Raw genomic sequence first — 15279 nt, forward strand, 5'->3', positions numbered from 1 at the left:
CATGTCCACCAGGGCCAATCCGGCCTCCCGCGCATCCCGCCAACGACGGGAGCACAACGAAGCCGATCACGGCCGGTGTCAAACATGTCCTGAGAACACGGCGTCAAGCATGTCCCGAGACAAGACACTTGAAGCCCCAAGTTTCCGTGAGGACTTTCTGTACGTCTTCAAGACACTTGAAGCCCCAAGTTTCCGTGAGGACTTTCTGTACGTCTTCAAGCCGGCCCTGACGGGCCGGACCGGGCGGCTCCGCTGCCGGTCCGCCTCTTGTCTTCGACCCGGCGGCCGGTGCGGGCACGCCCGGCCGGCGATGAGGGGCACGAGTTCGACGAGAAGTCCTCACGACGGATCTACTTGAACTCTCACTGGCATGCTGGACCCAAGGCCTTCAAGGTCGCCTCTGAGCGTTCTGGGGTTCTCAAGTAGCCTCGAAGGGTCGTAAATAAAGCAAAACAATGCACTACACGATGGGTGGCCAGCGTACTGAGCTATGTCGACGATGAGTTCGTCGCGAATCTCTCCCGCTTTATGGCTTGGTCGAGCCATCTTGCATTCGACCAAAACGCCGACTGTTTTCAGAAGAAAGTCAACTCGACTACTCGAACCGCCGAAGCTGGGTATGAATTCTTCTGCAATCACCTCGTCAAACTCTAGCCGCAACACGGCGCGTACAAGTATCTGCAAATCATGCTCGTTCGCAATCTCGACGTTGATCGAATTCCGAGGCGAGCGAAGCAAGACTCTCGAGAACTCGTCAAAACGGCCGAAGATTCGTCCCAACTTCTCTAGGACGCTGTTGACGTCCTCTGGGTCGACGCCAGACGTAAGCTCGGGCGCTGGCGTTAGTTGCGCTCCATTGCCAGTAGGTGTTGTAACTGCCACAACGCTAATCAGCTTTCGTTGCTTCTCTAGTCTCAATCGATAAGTCGGCTCGTACTTGTGCTGCCATCCCTTAAATATGGAATTTATTGCAAGGGGAGCATCTAGGAAATTCTTGATTCCCAGTAGTCCCATCGACCCAGTGTAGAGTTTCGTGAACTGCTTTAGCTCTGGGCCCTGCAGGATCGCTGCAACTTCGCGAAACCAGGTGTTGTATCGACTGGCGAAGTCGTCGATGTCGTGTTGGGTAGGCCCCTCCGCATCCGGATCTTGCCAAGTACTTGGCACAGCTTCTAGCTCACGAGACTCGAATGCCAGTCTTTCTAGTGCCTGTCGCTGTTTCTCGTCCATCCTGTAAGCGCGGCTACCGCGGCGCTACCCTCTCGGTTGTCCGGTGTATGTGCCACGTAGAGAATAGAACGCGGGGCGCTCGCCGCCCCCGCACCCCCGGCGGCCTCCGGGGAGTGGGTAGGGCGGTCTCCCTGCCGGCCACCCGAGGGCGTAGCACCCCAGGGCCAGGGGGCCAGGTCGTTCAGCGCGTCGGGTGCTCCACCTGGCCCCCTGGCCCTGGGGTGCTCCGGGAGGGCCTTGGCCGACGGGGAGACCAGGGACCCGGGCACGAGCTGCGCTCGGGGCACATCGGGGGCACAGCAGCTCTCGATGGCACCGGAGACGGCGAGAACCACCAGAAGGTCAACACCCAGGTCAGGCCCAGCGTCGTACTGACTGAGCAGGTTGCTATGCACCCTCGGACACGCTCCGGCTTACAGGCCGACTCGTCCGCCCCACACCTCCGACCACGGGAAACCCTCGTACGTGCTCGGCCGGCTCCTCGACGACGAGCCGGGGGAGCGGGGTCGTCCGGTGCGACGCCGAGGTCTTCGGCGGCGCCAGCACAGTGTGCGAGTGAACCTCAGGGCGCTACCCGAACAGGTCGATGCCCTTCTCGGCGGCCAGGCTCTGGAGCTTCGTGACGTCGTCGGTCTGAATGCAGACGCAGGCCCGCAAGCCATCCTGTTCCCTTCGCAGGATGTAGTGGCCGTTGCTGTCGACCAGCTGGTGGCCGCCGGCGTCGTAGAACAGCCAGCGGACGTGTACTCGCGTGAGAGCGTTGGAGAGTTGTTCCTGGCTCAGCAGCTCGTAGCCCACGGAGGACAGGCCGAGCTTCTTGTAGAGCGGGTATGACTGCTCCAGGCCCGCAGCCATGGCCTCCCGCGCCTCGATGGTTCCGGTGACGTTGTCGTCGACGATCACACCCGGCATCGCCCAGAGTTCCGCGGCCCCCGCCGCGTCGAAGTTGGTCAGTGTCTCGGCGTAGCGGTCCAGGTAGTCCGCGATCTGCGTGTCGATGTCGCTCACAGCCTGAACTCTAGGAACGAACCCCGTCAGAGCTGTGTCGCCGTTCCGCCCCGTGGGTCCTGCATCGGCTCAAGGGTTGCGACCAGCTTCTTGAACGCGCTCTGCGCAACGCCCGAGGTGAAGGGGCCGACGGCCACCACCGCGGCAAGCAGCGCCGAGACCTCACCAGGGGTCAGCGTCACCGACCGGCTCTGCTCTCGCGCCGACAAGCGATACCCACCACGAGCCCCCGTCACCACCTGCAGGGGGACGCCGGCCTCCCTGAGTCGAGCAGCGTCGCGCTCGATCGTGCGGGGGCTGACCCCGACCAGGCCGGCCAGCTGGGCCACCGTCGTGACCTTCGGATGCCGTGCACGCAGGTGCTCGATCACCGCGTACTGCCGCTCCACGAGCGGCACGACGAGATGCAGCTGAGCCCTCTGCGCCATGCCCGGAGGCTGACACACCGAACGTCGGCCTCCGGAGTGGCGCGCAGGCCGGAGCGGCTGAGCGGCGACAGCGACGGCCTACTCCACGCTGGTGCCATGTCGTCGTCGAAGGTCGGGACCCGGCGTGCGATCGGTGTGCGATGACGGGTGGTCAACCACGTCGGCGATGTCGAAGCGGACAGCACCTGTCCGCCTCTCTCGCGAGACTCGGCTCGTCATCCACCACGGAGCATGGAGGTCCCGCGATGTACGCACCCGCCCGGCACGACGAAGTCACCGGCATCCTCCGGTACCTCGACGAGCAGCTCACGGCCATCCGCGCGGCCGCGTTCGGCCTGACCGAGGAGCAGGCGCGCGCGACGCCGTGCCGCAGCGACCTGTCGATCGGGGGCCTCATCAAGCACGCGACCTACGGCATGCGGGGCTCGCTGGAGCGTCTGACGACCGGCGTCGTGGCGCAGACGATCGACGCGGAGGCGTACGCCGCCTTCGCCGACAGCTTCGCCGTGCGCGACGACGAAACGGTCGCGGGCACCATCGAGGACTTCGACAAGGCGCGGGACCAGTTCGTCGCCGCGGTCGCCGCGACCGACCCGGCCGCCGAGACGACGGCGCCTCCCGCGCCCTGGCACGGGATCGACGACGCCCGCCCGATCCACGCCCGCCACTACCTGGTGCATCTGATCGAGGAGTACGCCCGGCACGCGGGGCACGCCGACATCATCCGCGAGCAGATCGACGGCGTGGCGGTGCCGGCGCTGGTGCTCACCCTCGCCGGGGCGCCCGCCAACGACTTCTTCCAGCCCTACCAGCCGGCGCCGGGCACCCTCCTGGTGTGATGCGCACCCAACTAACCTCCCGCCATGCGTCCGCTGCGGTACTCGATCAACGTCACGCTCGACGGATGCTGTGACCACCGCGCCGGGCTCCCCGCCGAGGACCTGCACCGTCACGCGGCGGAGACCCTTGCCCGCGCCGACGCCCTGATCTTCGGCCGGGTGGTCTACGAGCTCATGGAGGCGGGGTTTCGCGGTCCGGGGGGAGGGCGACCCGCGTGGACGGAGCCGTTCGCCCGGACGATCAACGAGGCGAAGAAGTACGTCGTCTCGGACACGTTGGAGAGCGTCGACTGGAACGCCGAACTGGTGCGCGGGGACGACCTGGAGGCGACCGTCCGTCGGCTCAAGGAGGAGCCGGGGGAGGGGCTCTACGTCGGTGGCGTGACGCTCCCGCTGGCGCTGGCGGAGCTGGACCTGATCGACGAGTACGAGTTCATCGTGCACCCCCGGCTGGCGGGGCACGGGCCGACGCCGTTCGCGGGGCTCTCGAGGTACGTCGACCTGACGCTCGTGGGTCGGCAGGAGTTCAGCGGCGGAGCGGTGGCGCTGCGGTACGAGACCCGGTGAGGGCTCAGCGCGGCCCGTCGGGATGCGCGAGAACGTCGGCGCGGGAGACCGCGACGTCGACGATCTGTTCGACGCGGAACCGGCAGGCAGCCGCGGACCTGGGCCGGTACGGGCTCTCCAGGCTCGAGCCCAGGGGTCGCACGTCGTCGACACTGGCCACGTCGGGCGGCATGGCCCGAGACTGGCCGGATGCGCGTCACCCGCATCTACGCCGACCTGCACGTGGGCGACATCCCGTCGGCTCGCGACTTCTACGCCGGCTACCTCGGCCTGTCCGTCGAGAGCATCGGCATGGACTGGGTGACCCGCTTCTCGTCACCGGACACCGACGCGAGCCTCCAGGTGGTCACCCGCGACGCGACGGCCCCCGAGGACCCGGTGGCGTCGATCAAGGTCGACGACGTGGAGCAGGCGCTGGCGGACGCCCGCCGGCGCGGGTACGAGATCGTGCACCCGCTCACGACGGAGCCCTGGGGTGTCCGGCGCTTCTTCGTCCGCGCCCCGGACGGCAACGTGTCCAACATCGTCCAGCACGTCGGCTGAGGCGGCGACCAGGCTCACCGGATCTCGCCCGGCCGCAGGCCCGGCGCGTTCGCGATCGTGGCGTCGTGCCCCGGTGATCGGGGTTTCCTGCATGGTTGGTCTGGCCTCCGCGATGCGCACGTCCTGACGTGAGCGTCAGGGCGCGCGCGTGCCCAGCCGGCCCGCGGCCACCAGGACGACGAGCACGTCCATGATCGCGCGGCACCCGAGCTGGGCCGTGGAGTCGCCGGGTCGTAGGGCGGGGAGGTCCGGCGGGAGGAGCGCCTGCACGTCGGGCTCGCAGCAGCCCCCGCCGGTCGAGCGTGCCGAGGTCGAAGCCGAGCCGCTGCTCCTCGAGGTCCACGCCCGGGCGGGGGCGTGGCCGGTGGTGGTTCACGGTCCTCGACGACACCGTGGCTGCGGTGGCCGAGCATCATTCACTCGATCAGAGGTAGAGGGTCTATCGCGAGTCACCGACTCGACCCCTTATGGTGTCCATCGCTGTGACGCGTGTGGTTTCTGTGACTGATGGGATGGATGAGGCTCATGCTCAGCCCTCGGCAGCGCGTCATCCTGCGCCAGATCGTCAGCCCGCCGTACATCTACCGATGGGCCGGGCTCCTCACGACGATCGCGCTGATGGCGGGTGTGACGGCCGTGGTGCTGACGGATGTCGGCGCGCGGCAGGTCCTGGCGACCGGGCCCGCGCCGGCGGCGACCACGGGTCCGGCCGGGAAGCCCGCGCGCTCGGCCGCGGACGCGCCCGCGCTCGGCATGCCCGGCATGGCCCGGCCGGCGATCACGCCATCGCTCCTCACGGTCACGGACTCGAGCGTCGAGCAGCCATCGGTCGCGCTGACCTTCGACGACGGCCCGACTCCGCAGTACACGCCGCAGGTGCTCGACCTGCTGGCGCAGTACGGGGTGAAGGCGACGTTCTGCACGATCGGCAACCAGGCCGTCGCGTACCCCGACCTGATGCGGCGCATCCTCGCTGAGGGTCACCGCCTCTGTGACCACACCATGACCCACGACGCGACCGTGGGTCACGGCGACGAGGACCTCATCAGTCGCCAGCTCACCACGAGCAAGCAGAGCATCGCCGAGGTCGTCAGTCCCCCGGCCACGATGGACTACTTCCGCGCCCCGGAGGGCGCGTGGACGCCGGCGCTGGACCGGGTCGCCGCGCAGACCGGGATGCGGCCGCTGGGCTGGTCGGTGGACACCCTGGACTGGACCCAGCCCGGGACCGCGGCGATCGTCAACAGCGTCAAGCAGGGGATGCACCCCGGCGCGATCGTGCTCTTCCACGACGGCGGCGGCCCCCGGGAGCAGACCGTCGAGGCGGTGCGCCAGCTCTTGCCATGGATGCAGGACCAGGGCTACCGGTTCGTCTTCCCGAGCTGAGCGCCCCGCGCGTCAGTGTTTCCGCACGACCTTCTCCTCTCCGCCCTCGCGCCAGGTGGTGACGTCCATGTGGTCGCTGCCGACGGCCACCGAGGCCGCGCCGGCGATGTCCGCGCGGAGGAACTGGTCGAACTTCTGCCCCCGCAGATCGAGCCCGATCTCCGCGTAGACCGCCTCGGCGAAGCGCTGGTGCAGCGCCTCGTCGCGGACGTCCTCGACCCGGCCCCAGAGCTTCGCGTCGCCGTCGCCGACCTGCGTGTCGACCGTCGCCGTGTGCAGCGCGAAGCGCGGATCGGCCCGCAGATCGGCGAACTTCGCGGTGTGAGGCATGCCGACGATCCAGAGGTCGCCCTCGAGGAAGCGCGGCTCCATCGGGCTGATGCGCGGGAAGCCGTCGGGCCGCAGCGTCCCGAGCATGCAGAGGTTGCCGGTGGCGGCGTGGCGGCGGGTGAAGACCTCGGCGATGCGCGGCGCGGCGGCGGCGAAGTCGGTCCAGAGAGCCATGGACCGGACGGTAGACGCGCCCCCCGACAGTCGGGAGAGTCTCAGGTCAGGCTGCGGACGCCGGCGACGTCGTACTCGGCGACGGCGGCGCACCCGGCGCAGTAGGCCCACGCTCGGCGACATCGACGTGCTGCTCTGGGCGGCGGGACCACTGCCCGCCCGACGAACCAGCCCGCCCCCGTCACCGCGACCCGCACGGGCGGAGCCTCGCAGGTCGCCGGGCATCGAGCGCGTGGCGTTACGGACACTCAACGTCTGCGACGCCACGCCGCTGACACGGGCGCGCGATCGGAGTGAGGGTAGCCTTACTCCGCTACGGACCCTAGGGTCGTCCCGGAGACCGGCGAAACCCGGAGGCGGACCGTGAGCGTGAGCGAGCATCAGCCCTTCTCCCAATCCCTGCGTCGGGCGACGGCGGCGAGCCACGAGCGCGCGCACCACTCCTCCTACATGGACGCCCTGCTCGGCGGACGGCTCCCGCTCGACGACTACGCGACGCTGGTCGTGCAGTACTGGTACATCTACTCGGCGCTCGAGGACGGGGCCGACCGGCTCGCGGACCACCCGGTGGTCGGCGGGTTCGCGGTCGACGCGCTGCGCCGCCGCGCCGCGATCGCTGCGGACCTCGCGTTCCTGCGCGGCGCCGACTGGGCCGAGGACATCCGCCCGCTGCCCAGCACCGCCGCCTATGTGGAGCGGATCTGCGAGACGGTCGACGGCTGGCCCGGCGGATGGGTCGCCCACCACTACACGCGCTACCTCGGCGACATCGCCGGCGGGCAGGCGGTCCGGGTGCTGCTCGAGCGCACCTACGGGGTCACCGGCGACGGCGCACGGTTCTACGACTTCGCCGCGCTCGGGCCCGTCCCGCCGTTCCGCGCGCACTACCGCGGCCTGCTCGACGCCGCCGCCTGGGACGACGTCGAACGCGCCCGGATCGTCGACGAGGCGTGCCACGCCTTCGAGCTCAACATCGCGATGCTCGACGAGCTGGCCGACACGGTGCCGCCCGGCCACCTCGCGGCCTGAGTCACCCCCGGCGGGCCACCGCCAGCCACGCCGGCAGGTCGATGTGCCCGCCGACGGGCACGCGGAGCTTGTCGGCCTGCTCCTCGTCGGGCACACGACCACGGTAGGCGCTCTCGCGGAGCTCCTCGATCGTCCAGCCGGGCCGGGAGAAGGCCGCGCGGATCTCGTCGTCGGTGACCTCGGGGCCGAACGCCGGCCCGGGAGCGAGGCCGAGCAGGACCACGCGGCCGTCGACGACGACGTCGCGCAGGGCGTCGGCGTACCGGGTCTGGTCGTCGCTGTCGAAGATGTGGAACAGGGCGCTGTCGAGGACCGTGTCGAACCCGCGGAGCTCGGCGGGGTGCATCGCGTCGGCGACGACGAAGGTCGCGTCCACCCCGTGGGCGGCCGCGATCGTGCGGGCGCGGTCGAGGGCGGCCGGGGCCGAGTCGGCGCCGACGACGTCGTAACCGCGCTCGGCCAGCAGGACGGTGTGCTCGCCGGTACCGCAGCCGAGATCGAGCACGCGGCCGCGGATCAGGCCCTCGGCCTCGGCGGCGACGACGGTGGGCTGGGGCTCGCCGATGATCCACGGGGGCTCGCCGGTGAGGTAGGCGTCCTGGAAGCGTGACGGTGCGGGCGTGGCCATGAGGACCTCCGTGACTCGGGTGATCGCCGCTGGTCTCGAGCCTCCGTCCTCGACCTCGCTCGAGGTCAAGGACCGCGTCGTCCGCGGTTCGCCGCGCAGCCGCCCGGTGCCGGCCGGAGGACGACGGGGGCGGCGGCGCGGCGGAGGTTTCCGGAGGTCAGTCGTCGTGGGCGACGAACATGGTCACGCCGCCCGTGGCGAAGTTCGGCACGTCGGCGACCGCGGCCTGCCCCGCCTCCGAGCCCACGGCGCCCTGGAGGCTCTCCAGCGAGTCGAAGGCGAGCTCGGCGATCAGGTGGTACGGCGGCGGGGCGGCGTCCAGCGAGATGGTGTTCCGGTAGGTGAAGGACCGGACGTCGGGGATCGCGTTCGCCAGGGGAACGTGCGTCTCCCGGTAGTACTTGTCGAACGCGGCAGGGTCGTCCGGGTGGTGGTACAGGACCGTGAGGATGTGCATTGGATCACTCCATCACGAACGGCGGCCCCGGAGCCACGGCCTGTTTCCAGTCCGCGGCGCCGGGGCCGTCGTGGGGGGAGCGGGGAGGGCTCGTCAGCGCGCGTGCTTCTCGATCACGGCACCGAGGCCGGGCAGGGCCTCGATGACGTTCTCCTGCGCCTTCGGGCGCAGCTTGCTGTAGATCGAGGTGATCGCGGCGCGGCTGCTGCGCTCGGCGCGGCGGTCCGACACGGCGAGGAGGGCCTCGGAGGCCTCCTGCGGGCGGGTGCCGAGGAAGGTGCCGAAGTCGCCGGCGGCCTCGGTGGTGTAGGTGACCCAGAAGGGCTCGAGCTGCTCGACGAACTCGTCGAGCATCTTGTCGATCGCCTCGCGGATGATGCCCGGCTTGACCTTCTTCACGCCGGCGTACCCGGTCTTGACCACGCCGCCGGACAGGCCGCTCTTGTTCGCGACCTCGGAGTCGACGAGGCCCTGCAGGTCGTCGATGACGGCGCTGCGACGGTCGGAGTCGAGAAGGCGAGCCTTGAGCGTCTCGGCCATCGGTGTCCTTCCTCGGGGAGCAGGGGAGCGCCGCCGACCGTACGACAGGGCGGGGGCGGGATCTCCAGCAGGCCCCTCGGACGACACCCGTGTCGTTCAGGGTCCGTCGTGCGCCGCGAGGAACCGCTGGAGGTCGTGCCAGGAGTTCTCGCGGGCCCGGCGGCCGGCCAGCACGCCGAGGTGGCCCCCGGGTCGCACGACGAAGCGCAGGTCGGGGGACGCGGTGAGCAGCTCGGTCGCGCGCTCGACGGCCGCGACGGGCGCGATGACGTCGTCGGCGCCGGCGATCAGGAGCACCGGGACGTCGACGTCGGCCAGCCGCACCGGCCGGCCGGCGAGGCGCAGCCGGTCCTGCGCGAGGTCGTTGGAGCGGACTACGTGGTGGTAGATCTGCCCGAACGCCCGCCCGGGGTAGGCGGTCATGTTGTCCATGAGCAGGTCGACGGCCTCGATCTGCTCGAGCAGCTCCCGGTCGTCGAGGTGGGTCGCGAGGGTCACCGGCTTGGTCAGGTACCGCTCGACGCTGGTCAGCTGGAACGCCCACTTGACCGCGGTGGCGGGGAACGAGCCGAGCGTCCGGTACGCCACCGAGAAGACCCGCCCACCCGTGTACTCGGCGACCGACCGGAACGGCGCCACCAGCGGGACCGCGGAGACGTCGACGGGCGACGCGAACGCCGTGACCGAGCGGATCGGGGCGCCCGAGACCCCGCTCGCCGCGGCCAGCAGGGTGAACAGCCCGCCGAGGCTCCAGCCCGCGAGATGGACCGGGGCACCGCTGTGCCGGTCCGCGATCGCGTACAGAGCGGCCGGGACGATCTCGTCGACCCACAGCTCGAGGCCCCGGCGCCCCCCGGCCCGGCCCGTGGCGCCGTAGGTGACGATGAAGATCTCCCGGCCGGTCGCGAGGAGGTCCTCGACGAGGCTCGCGCCGCGGCGCAGGTCGAAGGCGAAGTCCGGCGCTCCGAGCGGCGGGACGAGCAGCAGAGGCGCGAGCTCGGCGTCGACGGCCACGGTCGGCTCGTAGCGGTGCACCGTGTAGCCGTCGCCGAGATGGATCGGCATCCGCGGCATGCGGCGGGTGTCGGCGAGGTGGCCGTGGGCGGCCCAGTCGCGCACGTTGGCCCACGCCCGGGCGGCGGAGTGCGCGGGGACGCCGGCGAGCCCGGCGAGCGCGGGCCCGACGCCCCCGTCCCGGTGCTCGGGCTGCTGCTCGGCGGTCACGTGCGCCGATGCTAGGGCCGTCCGGGTCGCCGTGACGCCGGCGCTCACCCACGCGTCGTGATGACGACTCACTGTCGGTGACGGCCATCTCGGGCTGCCGCAGGCGTTCCCGCATCTCCGGGCCCGGTTCGGGCGACACCCGGTTGGGCTGTCCGGGCCGCCACGGGTCCGCCCGATCGTCAGAACCACCGTCACACCCCCCGGCGCGTTGGACCGGATGGCGCCGCCCCGGGATCTTCACCCGGGGCGGCGTGGCGCCCCCCGCGCCGGGTCCGGCTCGGTCTGCGGGGGGCGCCGCATCGGGGTCGGGTCGCCGAGGACGAGGAGAGAACGCGCCGTGAACCTGTGGGAGCCCGCCTCGTCGTCGACGGTGGAGGCGATCGGGGAGGCGCCCGGTGATCGGTGCGTGGGGCCCGTCCGCGAGACCCCGTGCGACCCGCCGCCGACCCCGCGGGCCGAGCGGCGCGTGCGGCTGTCGCGGCTCGCGGCGAGCCTGGGGGTCGGGATCGTCGGCGTGGCCTCGCTGACCACGGCCGTGTACCAGACGACCACCCAGGCCTCGACCGCCCTCGGGATGCCCGGCGCGGTCGACGAGCGCGACGGTCCGCTGCCGTGGGCCGCGGTGCCGGGCGCGGCCGGACCCGCGCCGCCGTCGTCCACCACGATCGTCCCGACCGTCGCGGACCTGGCCCTGCGCGCCGACCAGCAGCCGCTCCCGTCCCCGCCGACCGTCGGGGTCGGACCGGCTCCCGCCCCGGGCTCCGTCGCGGTGGCGTTCCCCGACTCCGGCCCGCGCGCGGCGCCGCCGGCCCGCGGGACCGCCCGGCCGTCCTCGCCGGGGAGCTCGACCGGCACGTCGACGGGACGCCCGACGACCTCGACCGGGTCCTCGGGACCGACCTCCTCGCCGGGGCCGACCACCCCACCGAGCTCGCCGTCGGAGTCGCCGTCGGAGTCGCCGTCGGAGTCGCCGTCGGAGTCGCCGTCGGAGTCGCCGTCCGGGTCCTCGGAGCCCGAGCCGACCGGCGACACCACGAGCCCGTCCGGCGACGGCGCCTGAGAAGCCCCCGGAAACGCCGGCGGCCCCGCACCCCCGGGCGGGTGCGGGGCCGCCGGTGCGGGACCCGGTGCGTGCGCTGGTCAGCCCAGGGGGCGGCGCAGCGCGGTGCGGCGCTCGGGGCGCAGGTGGAAGACGACCGTCGGCAGGACCACGACGGCGACGAACGGCAGCCCGACCATGGGCACGACGAACAGCAGTGCCAGGCCGAGCAGCATGACGATCAGCGCGGTCAGCGGGTTCGCCGCGATCGCGCCGAGGCGCATCAGGCGCGGGTGCTGCCGCGCGGCGGTGCCGACACGACCGACGACACCGGCGGGCGTCGGGCGCGGGGCCGCGGGGACGGGGCGGGGGAGGGTCGGGGCGGTGTTCGGCCAGGGGAGAGCCATCGCGAGCGTCGGTCCTTCGGGGTCGTGAGGGGGTCCAGCGGGGCGCGTCGGGGGGCCGCGCCGGGGCTCGCGGCCGGGCGGCCGGTGAGCTCCGGGGCGTCGCGGGGATCGACACCCGGGATGACGCCTGTGCGGCCCGGAAGGTTCCCCGCCGTTCGGTATCGATTCGGCAACGGCGGGTCCCCGTCGTCGCGGTCATTCTCCTACCGTCACCCGGACGGCGCAGTGACCTGAGCAGGTGAACCTCAGGTCCATCCTAGGGTGACGACGATGACCGGCGTACCCGACAGTTCCGGCGCGGACACCCCGCGCGCCCCCCTCGATGCGGGCGCCCGTGCCCTGCTCGACCGGTGGGCCGACGAGCCGACGATGTTCGCCGGCACGGCACCCGGGACGACCGACGGCGTCACCGAGGCGCGCGTCCGGTTCGCCGCCCAGATGATCGACGCCGGAGGCCTGGCGCGGCGGGCGCCGGAGGTGCGCGACGCGGGCGGTGTCGCGGTCCGCGTGCACCGGCCGACGAGCGTCACGACCGACGCCCTCGCCGTCTTCGTGCACGGAGGCGGCTGGGTGCTGGGCGGCGGTGACACCTACGACGCGGTGGCCGCCCGGCTCGCCGACGACGTCGGCGCCGTCGTCGCGGCGATCGACTACCGGCCGGCGCCCGAGCACCCGTTCCCGGGCCCGCTCGAGGACACCCTCACCGCGGTCCGCGCGCTGCGTGACGAGTGGCCCCGCTACGCCCTCGTCGGCGACAGCGCGGGCGCCAACCTCTGCGCCGTCGCCGCGCTGACGCTGCGCGACGAGGGGCGCCCGCCCACCGCCTGCCTGCTCGTCTACCCGCCGCCGGACTTCGAGGGCCGCTACCCCTCGGTCGCCGAGAACGCCGAGGGTTACTGGCTCACCGCGTCCGACGTGAGGACGTGCTCGAAGCTCTACCTCGCGGGCCACGACCCGCGCGGCGACGTGCGGCTCTCGCCGCTGCGGGCGCCCTCGCTCGCGGGGTTCCCGGCGACGATCGTGGCGACGGCCGGCTACGACCCGCTGCGCGACGCCGGTCACGCCTTCGCCGACGCCCTGGCGGCCGCGGGGGTGGACACCCGCCGGCGGGAACACCCGGCTCTCCTGCACGGTTTCTACGGGTTCACCGCCGCCGTGCCGGCCGCCGACGCCGCCGTGGGCGCCCTGCACGCCGAGCTCGCCGAGCTGATCGCCCGCTGATCGTGGTAGGAACCGGTCCGTTCTGACCGTTCGCGCCAGGGAGCGTCCCCGTGAGTGCACCGTCGTCCGGCTCGTCGTCCGGTGAGGCCATCGACCCGACCACGCTGACCGTGGGCGTCCTCGGCGGCACCGGCAACCAGGGCAAGGGGCTGGCGCTGCGCTGGGCTGCCGCCGGGATCAAGGTGATCATCGGCTCGCGCGCCGTCGAACGCGCCGAGAACTCCGCGCGGGAGTACTGCGAAGCCGCCGGCGTCGACCACGTCCGCGGCACCGACAACGCCACCTGCGCCGCCGAGGCCGACATCGTGCTCGCCGCGATCCCGTGGGAGTCGCACGCAGACACGCTCGAGGGCCTCGTCGAGCCGCTCCAGGGCAAGATCCTGATCGACTGCGTCAACCCGATCGGCTTCGACAAGAAGGGCCCGTACCCGCTGCCGGTCGAGGAGGGCAGCGTCGCCCAGCAGGCCGAGGCGCTGCTGCCCGAGACCCGGGTCACCGCGGCGTTCCACAACGTCTCGGCGGTCCTGCTCGCCGACCTGTCCCAGCCCGAGGTCGACTGCGACGTGCTCGTGCTCGGCGACGACCGCGAGGCCACCGACGTCGTGCGCGCCCTCGCCGACGCCGTCCCCGGCATGCGCGGCGTCTACGGCGGGCGGCTGCGCAACGCCTACCAGGTGGAGTGCCTGACCGCGAACCTCATCGCGATCAACCGCCGCTACAAGGTGCACGCCGGCATCAAGATCACCGACCTGGGCTGAGGCCCGCCAGATCCTCGACCGCCGACCACGTCTCCTGCTCACTCCGGGGGGTCGTGGCCCCAGTTCATGAGCGAGTAGCGCCACGTCGCGACCCGGCGATGGTCGCCCGTCTGGTGACGGACGCCATGTGAGCACTTTCCGGTGCCATAGCACCGGGAAGTGCTCACATGCAGCTAGTCGAAGGAGTGCTCGGGGCCGGGGAAGGCGCCCTCGCGGACCTCGCGGGCGTAACTGCTCGCGGCGTCCGCGAGGACCTCGCCCATCTCGGCGTAGCGCTTGACGAAGCGGGGGGTGCGGCGCGACGGCTCGGAGAGCCCGACCATGTCCGTCCAGACCAGCACCTGGGCGTCGCACTCCGGCCCGGCGCCGATCCCGACCGTGGGGATCGGGACCTCGGCCGTCACCCGCTTCGCCACGTGCGCCGGGACCATCTCGAGGACGACCGCGAACGCGCCGGCCTCGGTGACCGCGCGGGCGTCGGCGATCAGCCGCTCGGCCGCGTCGTCGCCGCGGCCCTGCACCCGGTAGCCGCCCAGGGCGTGCTCGCTCTGCGGGGTGAAGCCGAGGTGCGCCATCACCGGGATGCCGGCCTCCACGATCGCCCTGATGCGGTCGGCGTAGTGCGCGCCGCCCTCCAGCTTCACCGCATGCGCGCCGCCCGCCTTCATGAACTCGACGGCGGTGGTGACGGCCTGCTCGACGGAGACCTGGTAGCTGCCGAACGGGAGGTCGGCCACGACGAGGGCGTGCGGGGCGCCGCGCACGACGGCGCGAGTGAGGATCAGTAGCTCCTCGGTCGTCACCGGCACCGTCGAGTCGTAGCCGAGCACGGTGTTGCCGGCCGAGTCGCCGACGAGCAGGACGGGCACGCCCGCCTCGTCGAAGATCCGGGCGGTGTTCACGTCGTACGCCGTGAGCATGGGCCAGCGCTCGCCGCGGGCCTTCATCTCCTGGAGGTGGTGCACGCGGGTGCGCTTGGGGCGCGCAGGGACCTGGGGTGACGTCATCGTCGTCCGTCCTTGCCTCGAGGCCCGCCGAGAGCGGCGGGTCCCCGGGTCGTCGGGGTGGATGAGCACACGGTGTCACCGCGGCGGCCCGCTCGGCTGTCGGCTGGGACCAGCCTCACAGGACTCGTCACGGCGACGAGCGACGCGGTCCGTCGCGCTCCTTCGTCGCCCGCCGCCCCGGTCGCCGCGCCTGGGGTCGTCACGGCGACGAGCGACGCGGTCCGTCGCGCTCCTTCGTCGCCCGCCGCCCCCGGTCGCCGCGCCTGGGGTCGTCACGGCGACGAGCGACGCGGTCCGTCGCGCTCCTTCGTCGCCCGCCGCCCCGGTCGCCGCGCCTGGGGGGTGTCTCTATGGGGTTGTCAAGCCGCGAGGGGCTCGGGTGCTCGCGCTGGGGCGCGGTAGGGCTGGTGGTCGCGGAGCATGGCGTAGATGACGTCGGTGCGGCGGCGGGCCAGGCATATCAG

At 71.8% G+C, this 15279-nt stretch carries 20 protein-coding genes; 7 read left to right on the forward strand and 13 right to left on the reverse strand.

What is annotated here, in order from left to right:
* Positions 1 to 339 precede the first annotated feature (339 nt).
* The 3 genes from AC2A1K_RS34485 to AC2A1K_RS34495 all read right to left on the reverse strand — a co-directional run bounded on the left by AC2A1K_RS34485 (position 340) and on the right by AC2A1K_RS34495 (position 2666).
* The gene (locus AC2A1K_RS34485) at positions 340 to 1230 is read right to left on the reverse strand and encodes a PD-(D/E)XK nuclease domain-containing protein (protein WP_483900866.1); all 891 of its coding nucleotides are present in this window, start codon (positions 1228 to 1230) and stop codon (positions 340 to 342) included.
* 570 nt (positions 1231 to 1800) lie between these two features.
* Complete coding sequence (locus AC2A1K_RS34490) at positions 1801 to 2238, reverse strand: Cif family virulence factor (RefSeq protein ID WP_483900867.1); 438 nt, start codon at positions 2236 to 2238, stop codon at positions 1801 to 1803.
* Between the two features lie 26 nt (positions 2239 to 2264).
* On the reverse strand, positions 2265 to 2666 hold the full coding sequence (locus tag AC2A1K_RS34495) for a helix-turn-helix transcriptional regulator (RefSeq protein WP_483900868.1): 402 nt from the start codon (positions 2664 to 2666) through the stop codon (positions 2265 to 2267).
* A gap of 245 nt (positions 2667 to 2911) precedes the next feature.
* On the opposite strand from AC2A1K_RS34495, the gene AC2A1K_RS34500 reads away from it, so the two are divergent.
* Both AC2A1K_RS34500 and AC2A1K_RS34505 read left to right on the forward strand, forming a co-directional pair.
* Positions 2912 to 3505 (forward strand): mycothiol transferase, encoded by a 594-nt coding sequence (locus AC2A1K_RS34500; protein ID WP_483900869.1) that lies wholly within the window; start codon positions 2912 to 2914, stop codon positions 3503 to 3505.
* Between the two features lie 24 nt (positions 3506 to 3529).
* Positions 3530 to 4072, forward strand: a complete 543-nt coding sequence (locus AC2A1K_RS34505; protein ID WP_483900870.1) for a dihydrofolate reductase family protein — start codon at positions 3530 to 3532, stop codon at positions 4070 to 4072.
* Between the two features lie 4 nt (positions 4073 to 4076).
* Here AC2A1K_RS34505 and AC2A1K_RS34510 read toward each other — a convergent pair whose 3' ends face one another.
* Complete coding sequence (locus tag AC2A1K_RS34510) at positions 4077 to 4244, reverse strand: hypothetical protein (protein ID WP_483900871.1); 168 nt, start codon at positions 4242 to 4244, stop codon at positions 4077 to 4079.
* 17 nt (positions 4245 to 4261) lie between these two features.
* Here AC2A1K_RS34510 and AC2A1K_RS34515 point away from each other — a divergent pair, with 17 nt between their 5' ends.
* Positions 4262 to 4615: a VOC family protein gene (locus AC2A1K_RS34515; RefSeq protein WP_483900872.1), complete on the forward strand. Its 354-nt coding sequence runs from the start codon at positions 4262 to 4264 to the stop codon at positions 4613 to 4615.
* A 135-nt stretch (positions 4616 to 4750) separates the two neighbouring features.
* Here AC2A1K_RS34515 and AC2A1K_RS34520 read toward each other — a convergent pair whose 3' ends face one another.
* The gene (locus AC2A1K_RS34520; RefSeq protein ID WP_483900873.1) at positions 4751 to 4885 is read right to left on the reverse strand and encodes a hypothetical protein; all 135 of its coding nucleotides are present in this window, start codon (positions 4883 to 4885) and stop codon (positions 4751 to 4753) included.
* Positions 4886 to 5140: 255 nt separating this feature from the next.
* Here AC2A1K_RS34520 and AC2A1K_RS34525 point away from each other — a divergent pair, with 255 nt between their 5' ends.
* Complete coding sequence (locus tag AC2A1K_RS34525; RefSeq protein ID WP_483900874.1) at positions 5141 to 6001, forward strand: polysaccharide deacetylase family protein; 861 nt, start codon at positions 5141 to 5143, stop codon at positions 5999 to 6001.
* Positions 6002 to 6013: 12 nt separating this feature from the next.
* On the opposite strand, the gene AC2A1K_RS34530 is transcribed toward AC2A1K_RS34525, so the two are convergent.
* The gene (locus tag AC2A1K_RS34530; protein ID WP_483900875.1) at positions 6014 to 6505 is read right to left on the reverse strand and encodes a pyridoxamine 5'-phosphate oxidase family protein; all 492 of its coding nucleotides are present in this window, start codon (positions 6503 to 6505) and stop codon (positions 6014 to 6016) included.
* A gap of 369 nt (positions 6506 to 6874) precedes the next feature.
* On the opposite strand from AC2A1K_RS34530, the gene AC2A1K_RS34535 reads away from it, so the two are divergent.
* Positions 6875 to 7534, forward strand: coding sequence for a biliverdin-producing heme oxygenase (locus AC2A1K_RS34535; RefSeq protein WP_483900876.1), 660 nt, complete (start codon positions 6875 to 6877; stop codon positions 7532 to 7534).
* 1 nt (position 7535) lies between these two features.
* Here AC2A1K_RS34535 and AC2A1K_RS34540 read toward each other — a convergent pair whose 3' ends face one another.
* The 6 genes from AC2A1K_RS34540 to AC2A1K_RS34565 form a co-directional block, all read right to left on the reverse strand.
* Positions 7536 to 8162: a class I SAM-dependent methyltransferase gene (locus tag AC2A1K_RS34540; RefSeq protein WP_483900877.1), complete on the reverse strand. Its 627-nt coding sequence runs from the start codon at positions 8160 to 8162 to the stop codon at positions 7536 to 7538.
* 157 nt (positions 8163 to 8319) lie between these two features.
* Complete coding sequence (locus AC2A1K_RS34545) at positions 8320 to 8619, reverse strand: EthD family reductase (RefSeq protein WP_483900878.1); 300 nt, start codon at positions 8617 to 8619, stop codon at positions 8320 to 8322.
* Positions 8620 to 8712: 93 nt separating this feature from the next.
* Entirely contained in the window at positions 8713 to 9159 is a 447-nt protein-coding gene (locus AC2A1K_RS34550) for a DUF6918 family protein (protein ID WP_483900879.1), read from the reverse strand.
* A 96-nt stretch (positions 9160 to 9255) separates the two neighbouring features.
* Positions 9256 to 10383: an alpha/beta fold hydrolase gene (locus AC2A1K_RS34555; RefSeq protein ID WP_483900880.1), complete on the reverse strand. Its 1128-nt coding sequence runs from the start codon at positions 10381 to 10383 to the stop codon at positions 9256 to 9258.
* A 237-nt stretch (positions 10384 to 10620) separates the two neighbouring features.
* Positions 10621 to 11418: a hypothetical protein gene (locus AC2A1K_RS34560; RefSeq protein ID WP_483900881.1), complete on the reverse strand. Its 798-nt coding sequence runs from the start codon at positions 11416 to 11418 to the stop codon at positions 10621 to 10623.
* A 105-nt stretch (positions 11419 to 11523) separates the two neighbouring features.
* Positions 11524 to 11829: a hypothetical protein gene (locus AC2A1K_RS34565; protein ID WP_483900882.1), complete on the reverse strand. Its 306-nt coding sequence runs from the start codon at positions 11827 to 11829 to the stop codon at positions 11524 to 11526.
* 270 nt (positions 11830 to 12099) lie between these two features.
* Here AC2A1K_RS34565 and AC2A1K_RS34570 point away from each other — a divergent pair, with 270 nt between their 5' ends.
* Positions 12100 to 13050 (forward strand): alpha/beta hydrolase, encoded by a 951-nt coding sequence (locus AC2A1K_RS34570; protein WP_483900883.1) that lies wholly within the window; start codon positions 12100 to 12102, stop codon positions 13048 to 13050.
* A 50-nt stretch (positions 13051 to 13100) separates the two neighbouring features.
* Complete coding sequence (gene npdG / locus AC2A1K_RS34575) at positions 13101 to 13808, forward strand: NADPH-dependent F420 reductase (protein WP_483900884.1); 708 nt, start codon at positions 13101 to 13103, stop codon at positions 13806 to 13808.
* A 173-nt stretch (positions 13809 to 13981) separates the two neighbouring features.
* Here npdG and panB read toward each other — a convergent pair whose 3' ends face one another.
* Positions 13982 to 14815, reverse strand: a complete 834-nt coding sequence (panB, locus tag AC2A1K_RS34580; RefSeq protein ID WP_483900885.1) for a 3-methyl-2-oxobutanoate hydroxymethyltransferase — start codon at positions 14813 to 14815, stop codon at positions 13982 to 13984.
* Between the last annotated feature and the right edge of the window lie 464 nt (positions 14816 to 15279).

The sequence above is a fragment of the Actinomycetospora sp. 2LY8.5 genome (assembly GCF_057180585.1).